Source organism: Catenulispora subtropica, from assembly GCF_039531675.1.
GTDB classification, from domain to species: Bacteria; Actinomycetota; Actinomycetes; order Streptomycetales; family Catenulisporaceae; genus Catenulispora; species Catenulispora subtropica.
The window spans coordinates 21,061-41,675 of sequence record NZ_BAAAQM010000025.1; the positions used below are offsets into that span (position 1 = coordinate 21,061).

A 20,615-nucleotide genomic window follows, 5' to 3' on the forward strand; every position below is an offset into this window, starting at 1 on the left:
ACTCACCCCCCACCGCACACCCCCCGGACGCCATGAGCGCCGACTTCAAACCCGTCATGCACCCGGCGGGCTTCGACGAGGCCCTCGCCCGCATTCTGGGCGAGGTCCGTACCGGCCATTACTTCTCCATGGCCGAGCTGCTGGCCGCTCCCGGACAGGACCGGCAGCTGCGGTGCTCGCGCACCGCGCTGCTGGCCCAGGTCGCGGCCGGCTCCAACGCCGTGGACCAGTGGGCCGCCGAGCGGCCGCGGGACCCCAACGCGATCATCATGGCGGCCCGGGTGGCCGTCGAGCGCGCCTGCCGGGCCGTGGCCAACGACGCCCCGCAGGCCCAGGTCCTGGGCCGGCGCGCGGCGGAGCTGTGCGCCGAGGCCGCCGCGAGCAGCCCCGGCGACCCGGTGCCGTACCTGGGCCGGCTGGCCCTGGCGGCCGGCTTCGACGAGCGCATCGACGGTCCCGCGTCCTGCCCGGTGCCCGGTCCCTGGCACGCGTTCCGCGACCTGTGGCGCGTCGACCCCGCCAACCGCGAGGGCTGTCACCGGATGCTGGCCGCGGTCGGCAACGGTTCCGGGCCCAGTCCGGCCGACGCCCAGCTCTTCGCCGCCAGCATCGTCGGCAGCGTCGGGCTCAGCAGCACGTCCCCCCTGCAGCTGCTGCCGCTCTACGCGCTCGTGGTCGCCTACGAGTACCGCAAGGCGAACCGCGACAACCTGGCGCACCTGATGTGGAGCACCGACGCGGCCCGCGCCGAGATGGCCCGCGGCTGGAACTGGTTCACGAGCACCAGCAAGGACGACTGGCTGGTGGTCGACCTGTCGCACCTGGCGCACGCCCTGGTCGCCGGCGGCCGGTCGGACCTGGCCCACGACGTGTTCCAGGCGCTGGGCCCGTACGGAGCGACCAAACCCTGGGCCTCGGTGTCGTCGACGGGCGACGCCGTGGAGGAGTTCACGCGTGCCCGCACCACGGCGTTGTCCTCGGGCTCGCGCCGCCGCGAGCCTCCCGGACGGTCGAGAGGCGGCGCGTAGCGACGGCGGCGGCGCCCCACCAGGGTCAGCCCTTTGATGTCCCCCCTTACTGTCCCCCCACCAGCAGTAAAGAGTTGTAAAGCACCGAAGGCAGTACCCATCTCGTCCCACATCACCAGGTGGCCCACCCCCCGGGCCTTGAAGGGAACACGAACGACGTTATGTCGACGACTCAATCAACCAATCCGGCCTGGAGCGAGGCCGACCAGGCGGATGCCGACCAGTTGCGCGCCATCGGCTACGAGCCGGTGCTGTCCCGCCGGATGTCCGGCTTCGGCAACTTCGCCATCAGCTTCTCGATCATCTCCATCCTCTCCGGATGTATGACCCTGTTCGGCTTCGGCATGGCCACCGGCGGCCCCCGGGTGATGGTCTGGGGCTGGGTCGGCGTCACCCTGGCCGTGCTGCTCATCGGGCTGAGCCTGGCCGAGGTCACCAGCGTCTACCCGACCTCCGGCGCGCTGTTCTTCATGGCCCACCGCCTCGGCGGCAAGGGCTGGGGCTGGATCACCGGCTGGCTGAACATGCTCGGTCTGTTCGGCGTCATCGCCGGCATCGACTACGGCGCCGCCGAGTTCATCGGCGCCTTCACCGGCATGGCGTTCGGCTGGACGCCGGACAAGTACGGGCTGATAGCCGTCTTCGCCGGCGTGCTGCTCCTGCACGGTGTGCTGAACAGCTTCGGCGTCAAGGTGCTGGACCTGCTGAACCGGGTCAGCGTCTGGTGGCACCTGCTGGGCGTGGCGTTCATCGTGGCCGTGCTGTTCGTCGTCCCGGCCCACCACCAGAGCGCGTCGTTCGTGTTCTCGCACTACGCCAACAGCACCGGTTTCAAGAGCGCGATCTACGTCAGCGCCATCGGTCTGCTGCTCACCGGCTACACCCTGACCGGCTACGACGCCTCGGCCCACATGTCCGAGGAGACCGCCCAGGCCTCGGTCCTGGCCCCCAAGGGCATCGTCCGCTCCATCTGGGTCTCCGGCATCGCGGGCCTCGTCCTGATCGTGGCCTTCCTGTTCGCGATCCAGGGCGGCGACGACAACTACGCCACCGAGGCGGCCGGCTCCGGCTACGGCGGATCCGTGACGGCGCCGTCCCTCATCATGATCGACGCTCTCGGCCAGCACTGGGCCGAGATCCTGACCCTGGTCATCATCGTCGCGCAGCTGTGCTGCGGCCTGGCCGCCATCGGCTCCGCCGCCCGCATGGTCTTCGCCTTCTCCCGTGACGGCGCCCTCCCCGGCTCCCCGACCTGGCGCAAGGTGAACCGCTCGGCCGTGCCGACCAACGCCATGTGGCTCGTCGTGGCGGTGGCCTTCGTCCTGGCCCTGCCCTCGCTGTGGACCATCCAGGCCTACGGCGCCGTGACCGCCATCGCCTCCATCGGTCTGGCGCCCGCCTACGTGATCCCCGGCTTCCTGCGCGCCCGTCAGGGCAAGAACTTCAAGAAGGGCGCCTGGAACCTCGGCAAGTGGGGCCCGCTCGTCGGCTACGCCGCCACGGTGTGGGTCGTGATCGAGACCGTGCTGTTCTGCCTGCCGCAGGCCGCGCCGGGTACGACAGCGCTCACGTTCAACTACGCGCCCATCGCCCTCGTGGCGGCGCTGCTGCTGTCCGGCGTGTGGTGGCTGGTCCGCGGGCGCGACTCGTACGCGCCGCCGGCCGGTTCGGTCGAGGCGGAGCAGTTCGCCGACCTGGACGTGATCTGATCACGGCTGTGATCGGTTTCTGAGTCCGCTCACTGATACGGCGCGCTCCGGGGATGCCCGGGGCGCGCCGTATCGCGTTCGCGAACTCCTCACCGTGGCACCGGCAATCGCGCCAGGAACACCTCGAACGCCGTCGGATGCACCTTCATCGTCCCCGCGTACGGGTAGCTCATCTCCCGGACGGCCACCAGCGACACCACGACGAGCCCCGCCAACGTCAGCACCATCAGCGTGTGCGCGAACGAACTCGACAGCCCGAACAGGAACGTGAACACGATCGTGATCAGCGCGCTCCCGATCAGGATCGCCCAGAGCAGCTTCGGCAACGACTCCTCGGCCTGGTTCAGCCGCTGTCTCCGTTCTCCCGCCAAGGCCTCCACGTGCGTCAGCGCGTGGTCGTACTCCACCTGCTCCGCCGTGTTGCGCGGCTTGAAGGCGAACATGCTGTCCCGCATCTGGTAGACCAGCGCCGTCGCCTGCGGGCTCGTCTCGTGCTTCGCCAGCAGCGGCCACTCCTGGTCGACGACGGTTTTCGCGTACTCCAGCGTCTGGTGCTCGACCTGGGAACCGAGGGGGAGCGGCATCTGGCGGGCGATCCAGTAGACGCCGGCGAGCTCGTTGGCCTCCTTGAACGTCGTCTGTTTGGCGGTGTCGTTGTTCGTCCAGAGCGCCACGACGACGAAGGCCAGCGGCACCGCGAACACCACGCTGACGGTGGCGAAGATGAAGCCGGCCACGTCGTTGTGCGGTTCGCGGCGGTGGTGCGGGATGAGGCGCTGCGTCAGACGCAGGGCGACGAAGGTGAGGAGGAGGACGGCGACGATGATGCCGTAGTCCTTCGCGGTCATGCGGACGTCTCCCGAGTGTTCACAGTGCGATGGCGGACGGGCGGACTAGAACGTCCGCCCGGTGATGAGATCGGCTATCGCGCGCAGATCGCGGACCGCCGCCTGGTGGACGCCGGGTGCCTTCCCCAGGTGGGCGTGCGCTTTCGCGACGCGGGCGGAAGCCTCCGCGGCGGCCCACGCGCGGCCGCCGGCGCGGTCCACGGCGTCGGCGGCGTGGCGGAGTTCGGGCTCGGTGAAGTCGCGGGTGAGCGCGTAGAGCCCGGCCAGGTCGGCGGCCGCCGCCGACCTGGCCGACAGCGCCGCCACCACCGGCAGCGACTTCTTGCGGGCGGCCAGGTCCGACCCCACCGGTTTGCCGGTGGCCGCCGGGTCGCCCCAGATCCCGAGCAGGTCGTCGGTGAGCTGGAAGGCCATCCCGAGCTCGCGGCCGAAGGCGTCCAGCGCCGCCACCGCCGCCGGCTCCGCCCGGACCGCCAGCGCCCCGAGCGCGCAGGCGCAGCCGAGCAGGGCCCCGGTCTTCTTCCCGGCCATGGCCAGGCACTCGTCGAGGGTGACGTCGTCACGCTGCTCGAAGGCGCAGTCCTCGTACTGGCCGTCGCAGATCTCGATGACGCACTCCGCCAGCCGCTCGGCGGCCTCCCCGCCGACCAGCCGCAGCGCCAGCGCCAGCATCGCGTCCCCGGTCAGGATCGCGTTCTCGGCGCCGAACACGGTCCACGCGGTGGGACGGTGGCGCCGGGTGCGGTCGCGGTCGATCACGTCGTCGTGCAGCAGCGTGAAGTTGTGGGCGAGCTCGACCGCGGCGGCGGTGGCCAGCAGCGTCCGGCCGGCTCCGGCGACGGTCGCCGTGGACAGGCCGGGTGGCCGGCCCGGGGACGGTCCCGAGGACGACGCGGCCGCCACCCCGCCCGATGACCTCGCCGCCCCGATCGCCGCCGCCACCGCGGCCGGTCCGGCCACGGCGGTGGCGGCGGCCAGCACCAGACCCGGCCGGAGCAGCTTCCCGCCGGACCCGCCGATTTCAGCGGCGCTCCCGTCACCCTCCTTGTCCGGCTCCGCCCCCGGCTCCCGCCCCACCTCCCCCCACCCCAGGTGATACGCGGCGATGGTCCGTATCCTCCCCGGCAGCGTGTCCACCGCCAACCGCATCACCGGCTCGACCGCCTCCCGGGCCCGCCGTAACGCCTCCCGTGCGGAGGTGCCCGGATCGGCGGCCACCCCGGCCGGCTCAGCCACGGGGCCGCGCGATCTCGACGTTCTCCAGAACGCCCAGCGCGTCCGGCACCAGCACCGCCGCCGAGTAGTAGGCGCTCACCAGATAGCTGGTGATGGCCTTGTCGTCGACGCCCATGAACCGGACCGACAGCCCCGGCTGGTACTCGTCCGGGATCCCGGTCTGGTGCAGCCCGACGACGCCCTGCTCCTCCTGGCCGGCGCGCATGGCCAGGATCGACGTCGTGTGCCCGTCGGCGACCGGGATCTTCGGGCACGGCAGCAGCGGCACCCCCCGCCACGACGGCACGTGGCTCCCCATCAGGTCCACCGTCGGCGGGTAGACGCCCCGCTTCGTGCACTCCCGCCCGAACGCGGCGATCGCCTTGGGGTGGGCCAGCAGGTAGTGCGTGTCGCGGCGCAGCGACAGCAGCTCGTCCAGATCGTCCGGCGTCGGCGGCCCGGAGTGCGTGTGCAGCCGCTGGCCGAAGTCGGCGTTGTGCAGCAGCCCGAAGCTCCGGTTGTTGACGAGCTCGTCCTCCTGCCGCTCGCGCAGCGCCTCGATGGTGAGCCGCAGCTGCTCCTCCATCTGGTTCATCGGCTTGTTGTAGAGGTCCGCGACGCGCGTGTGGACCCGCAGCACGGTCTGCGCGACCGAGAGCTCGTACTCGCGCGGCTTGAGCTCGTAGTCGGCGAACGTGCCCGGCAGCACCGTCTCGCCCTCGTGCCCGGCGGCAAGCTCGATCTCGGCCTCGCCGTGCCGGTTCTGGGCCTTCGCCCGGGTCCGGCGGTGCGCGGCGAGGTGCTCGCGCAGCGTGTCCGACCGGTCGATCAGGGCCCGGATCTCCGCGGCCGGGACCGCCAGCGCGATGACCGGCGTGGCGGCCCGGGCGGTGGTCTTCCAAGACGGGACGCGCCCGTTCGATCCGCCGTTTCCAGCTCCGGCGTGGAACACCTCGTCGCCGAGATGGTCGCCGTCGGCGAGGTGCCCGTGCACCGCGTGGTCCCCGTACTTCCCCCGGCCGGACAGGTCCACCTTGCCGTGCGCGATCAGCCAGAGCGTCGCGATCGGCGCACCGGCCTCGGCGATCGTGTCCCCGGTCCGGAACTCGCGGACGACGAACCGCGAGGCCAGCTCGCTCAGCAGCGCCTGGTCTTCCAGACCGCGCAACGGCGGCAGCTCGGCCAGCGTCGGCGGCACCACGGTGACGTCGTCGTCCCCGGCCTGCCCGAACGCCACCCGGCCGCGTCCGACGGCATGGCTCAGCCGCCGGTTCACCCGGTACGCGCCGCCGTCGGCCTGCACCCAGGGCAGGACCCGCAGCAGCCAGCGCGAGGTGATGCCCTGCATCTGCGGCGGCGTCTTGGTCGTGGTGGCCAGGTTCCGCGCCGCCGCGGTGTCCAGGCTGAGCCGACCGCCCTCGGCCGCGCCCCCCGGTGCCGCCGTGCTCTGCTCGACCGTCATCGTGCCCCCTCCAGGCGATGGATGCTGTGGCCTTCTCATCGTGGAGGCGGGGGGTGATCCGGTCTATTACCGCAAAGGGTGACAAAAATCGAACAAGTGCCGCTGGCGGAGGTCTAGAACATGTGACATAGTACTGGGGTGAGGGCAACGGACGTGGTGGTGATCGGCGCCGGCATGGTCGGCGCCGCCTGCGCGCTGTACGCCGCCCGCGCCGGGTTCTCGGTGACGGTCGTCGACCGCGGCCCGGTCGGCGGCGGCACGTCCGGGGCCGGCGAGGGCAACCTGCTGGTGTCGGACAAGGAGCCGGGACCGGAGCTGGACCTCGCGCTGCGGTCGCAGGACCTGTGGCGGGAGCTGGACGCCGAGGGCTTGGGGGAGAGCTTCGAGTACGAGGCCAAGGGCGGACTGGTGGTCGCCTTCTCCCCGGCGGACCACTCGGCGTTGCGGGCTTTCGCGGCGACACAGCGCGACAGGGGGGTCGTCGCGGAGGAAGTCGCCGCCGATCGTTTGTCAGAGTTCGAACCGCATCTCGCGCCGGGCCTGGCCGGCGGCTTCTTTTACCCGCAGGATTCGCAGGTGATGCCCGCCCTCGCGGTGGCCCGGCTGCTGAAGGCGTCCAGGGCCGAGGTCCGGCTCGGCAGCGCGGTCACCGGACTGCTGATCACGGACGGCGCGGTGCGCGGGGTGCGCACGACGCTCGGCGAGATTCCCGCGCGGTACGTGGTCAACGCGGCCGGTTTGTGGGGCGGCGAGGTCGCCCGCCTGGCCGGGTCCAGGCTGCCGGTGCAGCCGCGGCGCGGTTTCGTGCTGGTGACCGAGCCGCTTCCGCCGTTGATCCGGCACAAGGTGTACTCGGCCGCGTACGTCTCCGACGTTTCGAGTTCCGACGCCGCGTTGCAGTCCTCCGGGGTGGTCGAGGGCACGCCGTCCGGGCCGGTACTGGTCGGGGCCAGCCGGGAACGTGTGGGCCTGGACCGGACGCCGTCCTACGACGCGCTGGGCCGGCTGGCGGGTCAGGCCGCTGAGCTGTTCCCGTTCCTCGCTTCGGTCGATGTCCAGCGCTACTACTGCGGATTCCGGCCCTATCTGCCGGATCACCTGCCGGCCATCGGCCCGGACGCGAACGTCGCAGGACTCTTCCACGCCTGCGGGCACGAAGGCGCCGGGATCGGGCTGGCCCCGGCGACCGGCGAGCTGATCGCGGCTCTGCTGGCCGCGGACAAGCCGATGGTGGATCCCGAGCCGTTCCGGCCCGCGCGGTTCGACAGCCCCGAGGAGGCGGTGGGATGAGCGTGGATTTCACCTTTGACGGGCGGCCGATGACGGCCCGCCCGGGCCAGACGGTCGGCGGGGCGCTGCTGGCCGCCGGCGTGCAGTCGTGGCGCACGACGAGGTTCGGGGGCAAGCCGCGGGGCCTGTTCTGCGGGATCGGGGTGTGCTTCGACTGCCTGGTGACCGTGAACGGGGAGCCGAACGTGCGGGCTTGTCTGGCGCCGGTGTCAGCCGGGGACGTCGTCGTGACACAGGTGGGTGACGGCCGTGAGTAGCGAAGCTTTCGACCTCGCCGTCATCGGTGCCGGTCCGGCGGGGATGGCCGCCGCGGCCACCGCCGCCGAACAAGGGCTGCGGGTCGCGCTGATCGAGGGCGGACGCCAACTAGGCGGCCAGTACTTCCGGCAACCCGGGCCCGGACTCACCGCGCCCTGGCTGCCGAAGCTGCACCACGGCCGGTCGCGGTTCGAGCGGCTGGCGGCGCGCGTCGAGACCTCGCCGCGCATCGAGGTGCTGTTCGAGCACCAGGTGTGGGCGGTCGAACCCGGATTCACCGTCCTGACGGACCGCGGCCCGGTCACCGCCGCCGACGTCGTCCTGGCCACGGGTTCCTACGAGCGCGTCGTCCCCTTCCCCGGCTGGGACCTGCCGGGCGTCTTCACCGCCGGCGGCGCCCAGGCGCTGCTGAAGGGCAACCTGGTGCTCGCCGGACGCCGGGTGGTCGTCGCCGGCACCGGACCGCTGCTGCTCCCGGTCGCCGCCGGGCTGGCCACGGCCGGGGCGAAGGTCCTCGGCCTGTTCGAGGCCAACCGGATCCGCGGCTACGCCAAGCACCCGCTGCCGGTGCTGACCAACCCCGCGAAGCTCGTCGAGGGCATCGACTTCGCCCGGCAGTTCATCCGCAACCGGGTACCGGTGCGCAGCGGCTTGATGGTCGTGGAGGCCCAGGGCACGGACTTCCTCGAAGCAGTCGTGGTCGCCCGGCCTGACGGCTCCGGCCGCCGCCGTATCGCGTGCGACGCGCTCGCCGTCGGCTACGGCCTCGTCCCGCAGATCGATCTCGGCCTGACCCTCGGCTGCGAGCACAGGATGCTGGCCGACGGCACCGTGGGGCTGCGCGTCGACACGAACCAGCGCACGAGCGTCCCCGGCTTCTACGCGGCCGGGGAGACCGCGGGCATCGCCGGTGTGGAGACCTCCCTTGTCGAGGGGGAGATCGCCGGGCTCGCTGTCGCCGCCGCGTTCGCCAGGAGCCGCGCGCGTCAGGCCGCTGTTCCGGATGCGGCTGCCGCACCGGCCGACTTGCGCCGTCGCCGCGACCGTCAGCGCGGCTTCGCCGATGTCATCCGCGTTCAGCACCCCGTACCGGCGGCGTGGCGCGACCACCTCACCCCCGACACCCTCGTCTGCCGTTGCGAGGAGGTCCCGGCGCGCGCCGTCACCGAGGCCGTCGAAGACCTCGGGGCCTGCGACGCCCGCACCGTCAAGCTGCTCACCCGCGCCGGCATGGGATGGTGCCAGGGCCGGGTGTGCGGGTACGCCGTGGCATGCCTGGCTCGCCGCGATCCCACCGAACCGCCCGCTGCCACCGACCTCCTCGCCGCCGCCAAGCGACCCTTGGCGCGTCCCGTCCCGCTCGGCGTGTTAGCCGAGCAAGACCGAAGGAACAAGTGATCCATGTCCCTGCGCAAGCCTTGGCACGGTGTCGTCGTCGCCACCGCCCTGCCGTTCCGCGACGACCTGTCGGTCGACCTCGACAAGTACGCGGAGAACCTCCGCGGGCTCATCGAGGCCGGCTGTGACGGCGTCTGCCCCAACGGCTCGCTCGGCGAGTACCAGACGCTGACGCCCGAGGAGCGGGCCGCCGTGGTGCGCACCGCGGTCGAGGCCGTCGGCGGGGACCGGGTGCTGGCCGGCGTCGCCGCCTACGGATCCCAGGAGGCGGCGCGGTGGGCCGAGCAGGCCGCCGAGGCCGGGGCCGGCGCCGTCATGCTGCTGCCGCCGAACGCCTACCGCGCCGACGAGCGCTCGGTGGTCGCGCACTACCGCGCGGTCGCCGAGGTGGGCATACCGGTCGTCGCCTACAACAACCCCATCGACACCAAGGTCGACCTCGTACCGGAACTGCTCGCCGAGCTCCACGCCGCCGGCCACATCCAGGCCGTCAAGGAGTTCTCCGGCGACACCCGGCGGGCGTACCGCATCAAGGAACTGGCCCCGGAGCTGGACCTGCTCATCGGCGCCGACGACGTGCTGCTGGAGCTGGCGCTGGCCGGCGCGGTCGGCTGGATCTCGGGCTACCCGAACGCGATCCCGTACGTCTGCAACGAGCTCTACCGCGCCGCCACCGAGGGCGACCTGGTCACGGCGCTGCCCCTCTACCGCGAGCTGCACCCGCTGCTGCGCTGGGACTCCCGCACCGAGTTCGTCCAGGCCATCAAGCTGTCCATGGACCTGGCCGGCCGGCACGGCGGCGGCTGCCGTCCGCCGCGCGTCCCCCTGCTCCCGGACCAGTACGAGACCGTCAAGGCCGACACCCTCCGCGTCCTGCCGCTGGAGGACAAGGCCCGCGCCCAGAAGGCGGGGTTGTAGAGCAGCGATGCGGACCAAGAACGTCTACCACGCCGTCGACTCCCACACCGAGGGCATGCCGACCCGGGTCATCACCGGTGGCGTCGGCGTCATCCCGGGCGACACGATGACGGCCCGGCGGCTGTACTTCATGGAGCATCTCGACGACCTGCGCACGCTGCTGATGTACGAGCCGCGCGGCCACGCCGCGATGTCCGGCGCGATCCTGCAGCCGCCGACCCGGCCGGACGCCGACTACGGCGTGCTGTACATCGAGGTCTCCGGGCTGCTCCCGATGTGCGGGCACGGCACGATCGGCGTGGCGACGGTCCTGGTCGAGACCGGGATGGTGCCGGTCGTCGAACCGGTGACCACCGTCCGGCTGGACACCCCGGCCGGGCTGGTGCTGGCCGACGTCCACGTGGAGGACGGCGCCGCGCGCTCGGTGACCATCCGCAACGTCCCCAGCTTCGCCGAGCGGCTGGACGCCGAGGTGGACGTCCCCGGCTTCGGGCGGATCCGCTACGACCTCGCCTACGGCGGCAACTTCTACGCGATCGTGGACCTGGACGACTACAAGCTGCCGTTCGACCGCGGGGCCAAGAACGAGATCATCGCCGCCGGACTGGCCACGATGGACGCCGTCAACGAGGCCGACGAGCCGGTGCATCCCCTCGACGACGGCATCCGGGCGGTCCACCACGTGTACTTCCGTGCCCCCGGGTCCACCGCGCGGCACTCCCGGCACGCGATGGCCATCTTCCCCGGCTGGTTCGACCGGTCGCCGTGCGGGACCGGGACCTCGGCCCGGATGGCGCAGCTCCACGCCCGCGGCGAGCTGGCCCTGGACACCGACTTCACGAACGAGTCGTTCATCGGCACCCGCTTCATCGGCCGCCTGGTCGAGGAGACCGAGGTCGCCGGCCGCCGCGCGGTGATCCCCACCGTGACCGGCCGCGCCTGGATCACCGGCACCGCCCAGTACTTCCTCGACCCGACGGATCCGTTCCCTGCTGGGTTCTTGCTCTGATCGCGAGATAGGGTTCGGGCATGCCTGACAGGAGTACCAGCGGCACCGGCCTCATGGGTGCATCGGCGGCCGGGGCCGCCGGCGACCAGAGCCCGTCCCTGAACCTGCCCCGCGTGCTGGGCCACCACTCGCTGCGCGAGCAGGTCTCGCACGCGCTGCGGGCGGCGCTGATCGCGGGCGAGCTGCGGCCCGGCGTGGTGTACTCCGCGCCGGTGCTGGCCGCCGGCTTCGGGGTGTCGGCCACCCCGGTGCGCGAGGCCATGCTGGACCTGGCGAAGGAAGGGCTGGTCGAGGTCGTCCGGAACAAGGGCTTCCGGGTCACCGAACTGTCCGAGGCGGACCTGGACCAGTTCACCGAGATCAGAGCCCTGATCGAAGTGCCGGTGGTCGCGGGCCTGGCCCGCACCGCCGCCGCCAAGGACCTGGCGGCCCTCCGTCCGGCCGCCGAGGCCATCGTCGCCGCCGCCCAGGCCCGCGACCTGATCGCCTACGTCGAAGCCGACCAGGCGTTCCACCTGAGCCTGCTCGGCCTGTCCGGCAACCCCCACCTGGTCGCCGTGGTGAGCGACCTGCGCAACCGCTCACGGCTCTACGGCCTGCCGTCGCTGGCGGACGCCGGAGCGCTGGCCGCCTCGGCGGAGGAGCACGTGCAGCTGGTGGACGCGCTGGTCGCACGGGACGAGGCGGCGGTCGAGGAGCTGATGCGGACGCACCTGACGCACGTGCGGTCGCTGTGGGCGGGGCGGGAGTAGCGGGGGCCTCGAGGCGCACTCCCGGCTTGTCGGTGAGCTCCGTCATGCTGTGAGCTTCCGGATCACCGCAATGGGGGGTGCCTATGTACGGGCCGACGACCGAGCTGTCAGCGGAGGTGGTCGACGCGATCGCGGAGGTCGTGGCGGCCGAACTGGAAGCGGTGGCGCGGCTGATACCGGCGCCGGCGGCGGAAGCGCTGGGGCGACTGGGCCTGGCGCAGCTCGCGGAGCGCTCGTTTCCCTCGCGGTACACCAACGGCGGGCGCGTGTCGGAGGCGTGGAACGGTTCCGTGGACGCTCTGCCGCCGCTGGTCGTCGCGCAGTTGCTGGGCGCCCTGAAGACGCCCGTGGCGGCCCTGGACCTGTCGGTGCCGCAGCTGATCGAAGCTCTGCCGGAAGCCGCCGCCCGGTCGGGATACGTGACCATCGCGTACTTCGGCCGTCCGAGCGAGGTTTCCCACGAGCTGGCCACCCTGAACGGTTTCGTGCCCGGCGCCGCCGACATGGTGACGCACGTCGTGGCCGCGCTCGCCGGGCATCCGTCGATCGTTCCCCTGCTCGTCGCCGACGGTTCGGACGAGGCCGCCATCGTCGCGTCCCATACCACGGGGTACCTGGCACTGGCGGTCGTCACCGCCACGGTCGTGCTGCGCCCGCTGTCGCCTCGCGTCACGCCCCCGGCCATCGTCGGGGCGGCGCTCACAGCGGTGGCGCCCGTCCTGCGGAAGACGACCATGCCGGCCGCCTATGCCGAAGCCAAGCTGGCCAGGCGTCGGGCCGAATACCTGATGCCACGGCACATCCACGTCTCGGCCGACGTCACGGATCACGTCTTCGTCCTGGCCGAAGCGCCGCTGGAGCGGGGCGGTCTGGACTTCTCGGGGAACGGGCTGGTCGCGGTGCTTTCCGACGGAGTCGCCGTTCGCTGCCGCCAAGAGTCTGCTTCGGTCCCGGTCGCCGTACATGTGGTCGAGAAACCGGGACAGCCGGATTTCTCACGGTGGGAGGAGATCGTCGAGGTCAGCTGGCACGCCCCGGTCGGTGGAGCGGGCTTCGCCGGCGGCGCGCACTCCGGCAACGGCCTCCTCCCGCCCGCACAGATCGCTCCACCGTGGCCCGGCGATTACCGGGTCCGGGTCTCGGCTCGCGGCCGGGACGGGGGCTGGGAGTCCTACGAGCTCGTGGTGTGGCGTGCTCCCGCCGCCGATCCCGTGGTGCACAAGCGTTCCGACCGGCTCGGCCACGTGCTGCGCGGCGAGCCCGAGCCACCTGTCGACCTCATGCCCGACCTGGCCTACCGCTGGGTCGAGACGGGGTCGTTGGTGAACGGCGCGGCCTTCACCTTCGTGGCCGGCAAGTCCAGTCGCGAGGTATTGCGCGACTTCGGCGCCGACGAGTCCGCGCCGACCCCGCTCGACGTGTTCTATGACCGGCTCGCGGAGGGGACCATCGACTCGTGGGTCTGCGTCCTCGACGTGCCCGGCGGTTCGGTCGCCGTCGAGTTCGCCGGCTGGCGCGGTGGCGACCACCAGACGCTGCGCGCCCTGTCGTCCCCGGACACCAAGGTCGCCAGCATGTACTGGAACGTCAACGCACACCGCAGGTTCTCCTTGGCCCGTGCGGGACACGTACTCGACAGCTTTGAGCCCGCATACGAGGGACCCACGTCTTCGGAGGCCCAAGAGCTGCTGGCGGACCTCGATTGGCGGGGTCTGCACCGCGACGCGGTGGGCATGGTGGCCGCCTCCCGGTACACCGGGGTCTCCATCTCCGCCGAGGACGTGGCGCGCATCGAGGCCGTCGGCATCGGCTATCCGGTCCTGCCGTTGCTGCCCGAGCTGCGCCCGGTGGACCGTCGTCCGGACGGTTCTGTGACCTGAACCTCGTGGAAGTCCCCGCAGCCTGCGTCCACGACCCGGTGACCACGCCGCCCGAGCTCCTCGAGCAGCGTGGTCTTGCCGGTCCCGGACATGCCGGTGACGGGCACCCGGGTCACGGCAGCCGTTCCGTGCGGCCGCTCCGCGTCAGCCCGCGTGCTGCGCCATCCACGCCTCGACCTCGTCGGCCTCCCGCGGCAGCGCCGCCGACATCAGCACCGAGCCCTCCTCGGTCACCAGCAGGTCGTCCTCGATCCGGATGCCGATGCCGCGCAGCTCGGCGGGCAGCGTCAGGTCGTCCGGTTGCAGATACAGGCCCGGCTCCACGGTCAGCACGTTCCCGGCCGCCAGCGTGCCGTCCACGTACTCCTCGGCCCGCGCCTTGGCGCAGTCGTGGACGTCGATCCCGAGCATGTGGCCGCTGCCGCACAGCGTGTACCGGCGGTACACCCCGACCTCGGGGTCCATCGCCTCCTCCAGGGACACCTTCAGCACGCCCATGTCGATCAGACCGGAGGCGATGGTGCGCATCGCGGCCCAGTGGAAGTCGCGGAACTTGGCCCCGGCCCGCAGGGTCGCGATGCCCGCGCTCTGGCCGGCCAGCACCAGGTTGTAGAGGTCCCGCTGCAGTGGCGTGAAGGTCCCGGAGATCGGCAGGGTCCTGGTGATGTCGGCCGTGTAGAGCGAGTCGACCTCGACGCCGGCGTCGAGCAGCAGGAGCTCGCCGGCGTTCAGCGTGCCGTCGTTGGCCGTCCAGTGCAGGACGCAGGCGTGCGAGCCGCCGCCGACGATGGTGTTGTAGCCGACCTCGTTGCCCTCGACGCGGGCGCGGGTGTTGAAGGCGCCCTCGACCCAGCGCTCGGCGCGCGGCTTGCCGATCACGCCGGGGATGGTGCGGGCCACGTCCTGGAAGCCGAGGGTGGTCGCGTCGATCGCGGCCTGCATCTGCTCGATCTCCCACGCGTCCTTCACCAGACGCAGTTCGGACAGGAAGGCGGTGAACTCCACGTCGGCCTCGGGGCGCTCGGCGACCAGGCTGTCGACCCTCGGGTCGACGCCGCGGACGACGCGCGTCGGCACCACGGCGCCGGACAGCTTGTCGGCCAGCCGGTTCAGGTTCTCCGTCGGCACCCCGTACAGCTCCGAGCTCTCGCTCAGCGACGGCCGCCGGCCCTCCCACATCTCGCCGAGCCGGCGGTCGCGGAACGCCTCGCCGTTCTCGCGGGACGAGCGCTCGTGCGCGAACAGGACGGCGTCGTGGCCGGAGCCGTTCGGCTCGAAGACCAGCACGCCTTCCAGCGCCTGCCCGCCGGTCAGGTGCGCGAAGGCGCTGTGCGCGCGGTAGCGGTAGAAGGTGTCGTTGCTGCGCAGCCGCTCGACGCCGGCCGGCACGATCAGCCGCTCCCCGGGGAACCGCTCGGAGACCGCGGCCCGGCGGCGGGGCGTCCACGCCGCGGCGGGGACCGGGCCCAGGTCCGGCAGCGGCGTCGGCGACCACTGCGTCGCCATGAACGCGGCCAGCGCGTCGCTGACCGGGAGGTCGTGGCTGCCGGTGGCGAACTTCGCCGGGTTCGGGTCGCTGGACACTGCGGCTCCTGGGGGTGTGAGGACGGGTGGGTACCGTTGTGCAATGTTACATTCCACACGGTCCGGCGGTAACCCCCGAAAGGGTGGGACGAACGCTACGCGCTCGGCGGTCCGGCGCGCACCCCGCAGGAACCTTCCGCCCGCGAAGAACCTCGCGGGCCCGGCCATCGTCTGGTGGGTGTGAGAGACGACGACTTCGCGGCGTTCGTCGCGGCGCACGGCTCCCGCCTGGTGCGGCTGGCCGAGCTGATGTGCGGCGACCCGCACCGGGCCGCCGACCTGACGCAGACGGCCCTGGAACGTGCCTACCTCCGGTGGCAGCGCATCGAGGCCGACGACCCGCTGGCCTACGTACGGCGCATCATCGTCAACTCCTACCGCGACTGGTGGCGCCGCCGGGGCCGCGAGTGGAGCACCGACGCTGTGCCGGACCGGCCGGTCCCGTGGGACGTCGCCGACCGGCACGCCGAGCAGGCCCGGGTGCGGACCGCGCTGGCGTCCCTCACACGTCGGGAACGCCAGGTCGTGGTGCTGCGGTACTACGCGGACCTGAGCGAGGCGGCGATCGCGGCGGAGCTGGGGATAGCGCCGGGCACGGTGAAGAGCTGCCTGTCCCGGGCGCTGACCCGGATGCGCGCGATGCCGGAGTTCGCAACGGAAGCAGGAAGGAGCAGGACGGGATGAACGACCGGGACATCGGCGACGCCGAGTTCGAGGACCGGATCAGAGCGCTGCTCGGAGGCGGCGACGCGCGGGCCCTGTCCGCGGGCGACGTCATCGAGCGCGCGAAGCGGAGGCGGAAGCGGCGGCGGGCGACCGCCGCGGGGTCGACGGCGACGCTGGCGGTGGTGGGCGTCGCCGCGGGGGTGGTGGTGCTCGGCGGGGGATCGCGCGGGACGACGGGCGTCGAGGGAACGAAGCCCGCGGTGACGACGCCGCGGCCGACGGTTCCGACGACGCCTACCACCGCGCTCACCACCACCACTCCTCCGCCCGAGCCCAAGACCTGTTCGGCGTCGGTCACCGGCACGGTGCCGCAGCCGGACACCTCGACGGACGAACAGGGGCTGCGCTGGGACACCTTCTCGGGAACGGCCGCGGGCTCCCCGTGGTCGATCCAGGTGCACGTCTTTCCGGACGCCACTTCCTACGGGAAGTTCGCGAACAAGGTGCCGGGCAGTGTGCCGACGCAGGCGCTCACCTCGTTGCATCCCGGTGCGGACGCGGTGTTCCGGACGCCGGGCGAGACCGGCTGGTCCATGCACGGGATGCCTGACTCCAACAGCTCGCCGCAGGAGTTCTTCGGCGGCTCCGCATCGGGCCTCGGAGGGGGGCCGCCGACCGGCAAGGACAAGGTCTACCCCGCGTACCTCACGGAAGGTTGGGTCGCTACCGACGTCGACCACATGTGTCTGCAGTATGCGGACCGGGCCGAGTTCGTGCCGGTGGTCAAGGTGCAGGGCGGCACGTTCACGTTCTTCGGCGTCGTCACCGGGGACAAGCCGAAGACGTTGTTCGCCTACGACGCGCACGGACGCGAGATCGGGCGCGAGAAAGCCGTCCAGCCGATGCCCGGCGCGTTCTTCTTCGTGCCCTGAAACGTGCGGGCTGTCTCGTCGCCATGCGACGTCGACGAGACAGCCCGCGCTTCCGCGTGCGGATCAGGGCGTCAGCCGGTGCAGGTCGCGCGGGAACAGTGCCGTCCGCCGCAGGTTGTCGGCCTCGGTGAGGCGCATCGTCCACCGCTCCAGCCCCAGCGCGAACCCGCCGTGCGGCGGCATCCCGTGCCGGAAGGCGCTGAGATATCCCTCGTAAGGCTCCGTCGACTCCCCGCGCGCGGCCAGGGCGGCGACGTAGTCCTCGTACTTGTGCAGCCGCTGGCCGCCGGTGATCAGCTCCAGGCCGCGGAAGAGCAGGTCGAAGCTGTTCGAGTACTGCGGGCGGCCGGGTTCGGCGTGGGTGTAGAACGGCCGCTTCGTCATCGGATAGCCGGTCACGAACAGGAACTCGCTGCCGAACTCCCGCAACGCCCACTCGCTCAGCGTCCGCTCGTCGGACGGCGCCAGGTCGGGCTCGTCCTGCCCGAGCATCGCCATGGCCTCCGAGAAGTGGATCTCGGGGATCTTCTCCGGAACGGTCGGCAGCTTCACGCCCAGCAGCTCCACGGCCGCCGGCGCGCGCTCCGCGACCGCCGCGACCATCCCGGCCAGCGCCTCCCGCACCACGGCCATCACGTCGCGGTGGTCCTGGATGAACCCCAGCTCAGCGTCCAGGCTGGTGTACTGGGCCAGGTGCCGGGCGGTGTCGGAGGGCTCGGCGCGGAACACCGGGCCGGTCTCGTAGACGCGCTCGAACACGCCGACCATCGCCTGCTTGAAGAACTGCGGGGACTGCGCCAGGTAGGCCGGGTGGCCGAACCAGTCCAGGGCGAAGACGTTCGCCCCGGACTCGGTGGCCGAGCCGACGATCTTCGGCGTGTGGATCTCGGTGAAGCCCAGCGCGTCCAGGGCGCCGCGGAAGCCCGCGACGGAGGCCGCGGTGATCTGGAACGGGGCGCTCAGGTGCGGGTGGCGCAGGGTGACGGGCGAGCCGTCGAGGATGGTGGGCAGCGAGGCGGTGACGGTCGGGCGGTAGATGTCCAGGGGCGGGGTCGCCGCCGGGCTGGACAGCACCTCGACCTGCGGACCGCCGGCCGGCGCGACCAGCTCGACGCCACCGGGGGCCTGGTCGTTGGCGGTCACGACGCCGACGAAGGAGATGACGGTCTCCTCGGGGATGTCGTGGAGCCGCTGGCCGTGCGGCTGTTCCCCCTGCTGCTGTTCCTGTTCCTGTTCCCGTTCCTGCTCCCCGGCCCCGGGCAGCACGGCCTGGGTCAGGCCCGTGCGGTCGCGGATGATCAGGAACGTGACGCGCTTCAACTCGCGGCGGCGATGGAGCCAGCCGGAGACCTGCACGGTTTCACCCACGTGCGCCGACAGGTCGGTCGCCAGTACGCGGTGGATCATTTGAGGCCCTCCAAGGGCGTCGACGTGATCCCTTGGGGGTGCGGGCGATAAGGGAATCGCGGTACCACCGCACCTTCGTCGCGGCTCGGCCGGCGTTGCGGCACCGGCCTCCACCACGACCTCGTGGCGGCCCGATGACGAGGGCCAGTCGGCGGGGCATTTCCTCCCCGCACTCGGGAGGGTCTTCACTCCGGAACGCGGGACCGTCTTCCCAGCTGCCGACGGCTCTCTCTGCCCGCGTCGACCCGGAGCTACTCGTCTCCGTCAACGTGTTGCCCGTGATCTTAGCCCTCGCCCTCACGCGCAGTCGAATAATTTCGACCCACCCGAGAACTCCGGCACCCCGTGGCAGTTCTCGGCGACCCACCCGTCCCGTGCGGCCGCCTGGGGCCCGCTCTTGCCCATGCGCAGCCCGGTGAGGACGACGTAGCGGAGCTGCCCGCTGCGCACGAGCTCGGCCAGCCCGCCGACGGTCGGCGCGGGGGCGTCGCTGGTGAAGCCGCCCATCGGCAGGACCGCGACGCCCTTGGCGAGGTAGGCGGCCGCCGCCATGGACCCGTCGACGGCCGCCGCGTAGGGCCGGGCACCCCGCCGGCGGCTCAGGAAGCGGATGAGCCGCGGATCGGGCCCCCGCTCGAAGTCCCGCATGCCGCGTTCGATGTCGGAGTTGACGGACCGGCTCGTGAGCCGTCCCGAGAACATGTTCTGCGGCGGCCCCGCCGAGGCCATGATGCTGCCCATGGTGCTCCCGTGCCGGACCAGCACCGAACCCGCCCACACCGCGGGCGCCGCGAACACCGCCGCCGCGACCGCCACGGCGGTGGTGACGCCCAGGGCCCGGCTGCGGACCAGACGAGCCCAGGGGAGCAGCACGATCGCGGCCACGGCGGCCACCACCACGAACCACCGCAGCCACGGCTGGTAGTGCGGCGTCTCGCGACTGGCGAGGAACGCCCAGCCGGCCGTCAGCGCGACGAGGGCCGGCAACCGCCAGGCGGCGCCCCGCGCGGCGGCCACGAACGCGGCCCCGGCGAGGGCGGCGACCGGCGGGGCGAGGGTGGAGGTGTAGTACGAGTGGATGCCGGTCGCGGTGCAGAAGGCGAGGGCGTAGATGGCGAGCCAGCCGCCCCAGAAGAGGTAGCCGGTGCGGAGGTGGGTCGCCGAAAGCGGCACCGCAGCGTTTGCGACTCCGACGCTGGCTTCGGCTGTGCTGGTACCCAGCGCTGCTGTGGTGTCTGTTCCTGCGCCCTTGCCCGAGCCCGCGCGCCGCCGCGCGGCCCACAACCCCAGCACCGATCCCACCGCCGCCGCCGGAACCAGCCAGCTGATCTGTCCCGCCGACTGCGCGCCGAACAGCCGCCCGAGCCCGGCCGGACCGCCCGCGCCCGACAGCACCGCTCCTCCCGCCAGCGGGTCGGCGCCGGCGTCCTGGCCGCCGATGCGGCCGAAGCCGTTGTACTGGAAGACCATCTCCCAGACCGAGTTGTGGACCGAGCCGTCGATGTAGGGGCGGCCGGCCGCCGGAGTCAGGGTCACGAAGACCATCCAGGCCAGCGACACGCCCGCGACCGCCGTCCCGTACGCCGCCGCGCGGCCGAGGCGGCGCCATCGCGGGCCCGCTCCCAGGAGATAACAAGCCCCTGCGAACACCGGGACCACCAGCAGTGCCTGGCCCATCTTCACGTTGAACGCGACGCCCAGCCACATCGCCGACGCCGCCAGCCACCAGAGCGCGCGGCGCCCGCCGTCGGCCCAGCGCCACAGCGCGTGCGCCGCCACCACCAGGAAGAACACCATCAGAGCGTCGGGGATGTTGGTGCGGGAGAGGGCGACCGTCACCGGTGTCAGCGTGTAGCAGACGGCCGCGGCGTACCCGGCGGCCCGGCCCGCCCAGCGGCGCACCGTCACGAACAGCAGCGGCACGCACGCCGTCGCCGCCAGGACCTGCGGCAGCAGCACCGCCCACGCGTGGAAACCGAACAGCCGCACCGACAGCGCCTGCACCCAGAACGCGCCGGGCAGCTTGTCGGTCGTGATGAAGCCCGACGGGTCGAAGGCCCCGTACACGAAGTCGTGCCAGTTCGCCCCCATCGACCGCACCGCGGCGGTGTAGTACGGGTGGGTCCGACCGCGGTCGAACCCCCACCCGAACACCACCGCCGCCACCGCTGTCAGCCCGCCGACCAGGGCACGGTCCGACGACCGCCGAGCAATCCACGCCATGCCCGGTTCAACGAGACGAACCGGGCCTGGTCACCG

17 protein-coding genes are annotated in these 20,615 nt (G+C 72.1%); 11 read left to right on the plus strand and 6 right to left on the minus strand.

The window, feature by feature from the left end; all coding sequences use genetic code 11:
• The first annotated feature begins 32 nt into the window (after positions 1 to 32).
• Positions 33 to 1,028 (plus strand): hypothetical protein, encoded by a 996-nt coding sequence (locus ABD466_RS21830; protein ID WP_344658982.1) that lies wholly within the window; start codon positions 33 to 35, stop codon positions 1,026 to 1,028.
• Between the two features lie 161 nt (positions 1,029 to 1,189).
• Positions 1,190 to 2,737 (plus strand): amino acid permease, encoded by a 1,548-nt coding sequence (locus ABD466_RS21835; protein ID WP_344658983.1) that lies wholly within the window; start codon positions 1,190 to 1,192, stop codon positions 2,735 to 2,737.
• A gap of 89 nt (positions 2,738 to 2,826) precedes the next feature.
• Here the strand turns inward: ABD466_RS21835 and ABD466_RS21840 are convergent, their stop codons facing one another.
• Genes ABD466_RS21840 through ABD466_RS21850 form a run of 3 tightly spaced genes read right to left on the minus strand, consistent with a single transcriptional unit; the run spans position 2,827 to position 6,262 of the window.
• On the minus strand, positions 2,827 to 3,585 hold the full coding sequence (locus ABD466_RS21840; RefSeq protein WP_344658984.1) for a bestrophin-like domain: 759 nt from the start codon (positions 3,583 to 3,585) through the stop codon (positions 2,827 to 2,829).
• 45 nt (positions 3,586 to 3,630) lie between these two features.
• Complete coding sequence (locus ABD466_RS21845; protein ID WP_344658985.1) at positions 3,631 to 4,821, minus strand: polyprenyl synthetase family protein; 1,191 nt, start codon at positions 4,819 to 4,821, stop codon at positions 3,631 to 3,633.
• On the minus strand, positions 4,814 to 6,262 hold the full coding sequence (locus ABD466_RS21850) for a family 2B encapsulin nanocompartment shell protein (protein WP_344658986.1): 1,449 nt from the start codon (positions 6,260 to 6,262) through the stop codon (positions 4,814 to 4,816). The genes ABD466_RS21845 and ABD466_RS21850 overlap by 8 nt, the downstream gene beginning before the upstream one ends.
• A gap of 138 nt (positions 6,263 to 6,400) precedes the next feature.
• Here ABD466_RS21850 and ABD466_RS21855 point away from each other — a divergent pair, with 138 nt between their 5' ends.
• From ABD466_RS21855 to ABD466_RS21885, 7 genes are all read left to right on the plus strand, one after another.
• Positions 6,401 to 7,552, plus strand: a complete 1,152-nt coding sequence (locus ABD466_RS21855) for an NAD(P)/FAD-dependent oxidoreductase (protein WP_344658987.1) — start codon at positions 6,401 to 6,403, stop codon at positions 7,550 to 7,552.
• Positions 7,549 to 7,809, plus strand: a complete 261-nt coding sequence (locus ABD466_RS21860) for a (2Fe-2S)-binding protein (RefSeq protein WP_344658988.1) — start codon at positions 7,549 to 7,551, stop codon at positions 7,807 to 7,809. The genes ABD466_RS21855 and ABD466_RS21860 overlap by 4 nt, the downstream gene beginning before the upstream one ends.
• Positions 7,802 to 9,208 carry an FAD/NAD(P)-dependent oxidoreductase gene (locus ABD466_RS21865; RefSeq protein WP_344658989.1) on the plus strand — a complete coding sequence of 469 codons (1,407 nt, stop codon included), beginning with the start codon at positions 7,802 to 7,804 and terminating at the stop codon, positions 9,206 to 9,208. Before ABD466_RS21860 ends, ABD466_RS21865 begins: the two co-directional genes overlap by 8 nt.
• A 3-nt stretch (positions 9,209 to 9,211) precedes the next feature.
• Positions 9,212 to 10,126, plus strand: coding sequence for a dihydrodipicolinate synthase family protein (locus ABD466_RS21870; RefSeq protein ID WP_344658990.1), 915 nt, complete (start codon positions 9,212 to 9,214; stop codon positions 10,124 to 10,126).
• A 7-nt stretch (positions 10,127 to 10,133) separates the two neighbouring features.
• On the plus strand, positions 10,134 to 11,135 hold the full coding sequence (locus tag ABD466_RS21875) for a proline racemase family protein (RefSeq protein WP_344658991.1): 1,002 nt from the start codon (positions 10,134 to 10,136) through the stop codon (positions 11,133 to 11,135).
• A 20-nt stretch (positions 11,136 to 11,155) separates the two neighbouring features.
• Positions 11,156 to 11,887: a GntR family transcriptional regulator gene (locus ABD466_RS21880; protein ID WP_344658992.1), complete on the plus strand. Its 732-nt coding sequence runs from the start codon at positions 11,156 to 11,158 to the stop codon at positions 11,885 to 11,887.
• Between the two features lie 83 nt (positions 11,888 to 11,970).
• The gene (locus ABD466_RS21885; protein WP_344658993.1) at positions 11,971 to 13,767 is read left to right on the plus strand and encodes a DUF6461 domain-containing protein; all 1,797 of its coding nucleotides are present in this window, start codon (positions 11,971 to 11,973) and stop codon (positions 13,765 to 13,767) included.
• A gap of 144 nt (positions 13,768 to 13,911) precedes the next feature.
• On the opposite strand, the gene ABD466_RS21895 is transcribed toward ABD466_RS21885, so the two are convergent.
• Positions 13,912 to 15,351 carry an aminopeptidase P family protein gene (locus ABD466_RS21895; protein ID WP_344658994.1) on the minus strand — a complete coding sequence of 480 codons (1,440 nt, stop codon included), beginning with the start codon at positions 15,349 to 15,351 and terminating at the stop codon, positions 13,912 to 13,914.
• Positions 15,352 to 15,531: 180 nt separating this feature from the next.
• On the opposite strand from ABD466_RS21895, the gene ABD466_RS21900 reads away from it, so the two are divergent.
• Positions 15,532 to 16,035 (plus strand): SigE family RNA polymerase sigma factor, encoded by a 504-nt coding sequence (locus tag ABD466_RS21900; RefSeq protein ID WP_344658995.1) that lies wholly within the window; start codon positions 15,532 to 15,534, stop codon positions 16,033 to 16,035.
• The gene (locus tag ABD466_RS21905; protein ID WP_344658996.1) at positions 16,032 to 16,949 is read left to right on the plus strand and encodes a hypothetical protein; all 918 of its coding nucleotides are present in this window, start codon (positions 16,032 to 16,034) and stop codon (positions 16,947 to 16,949) included. Before ABD466_RS21900 ends, ABD466_RS21905 begins: the two co-directional genes overlap by 4 nt.
• Before the next feature lie 63 nt (positions 16,950 to 17,012).
• On the opposite strand, the gene aspS is transcribed toward ABD466_RS21905, so the two are convergent.
• On the minus strand, positions 17,013 to 18,356 hold the full coding sequence (aspS, locus tag ABD466_RS21910) for an aspartate--tRNA(Asn) ligase (RefSeq protein ID WP_344658997.1): 1,344 nt from the start codon (positions 18,354 to 18,356) through the stop codon (positions 17,013 to 17,015).
• Between the two features lie 297 nt (positions 18,357 to 18,653).
• Positions 18,654 to 20,579 (minus strand): ArnT family glycosyltransferase, encoded by a 1,926-nt coding sequence (locus ABD466_RS21915; RefSeq protein WP_344658998.1) that lies wholly within the window; start codon positions 20,577 to 20,579, stop codon positions 18,654 to 18,656.
• Positions 20,580 to 20,615: the final 36 nt, after the last annotated feature.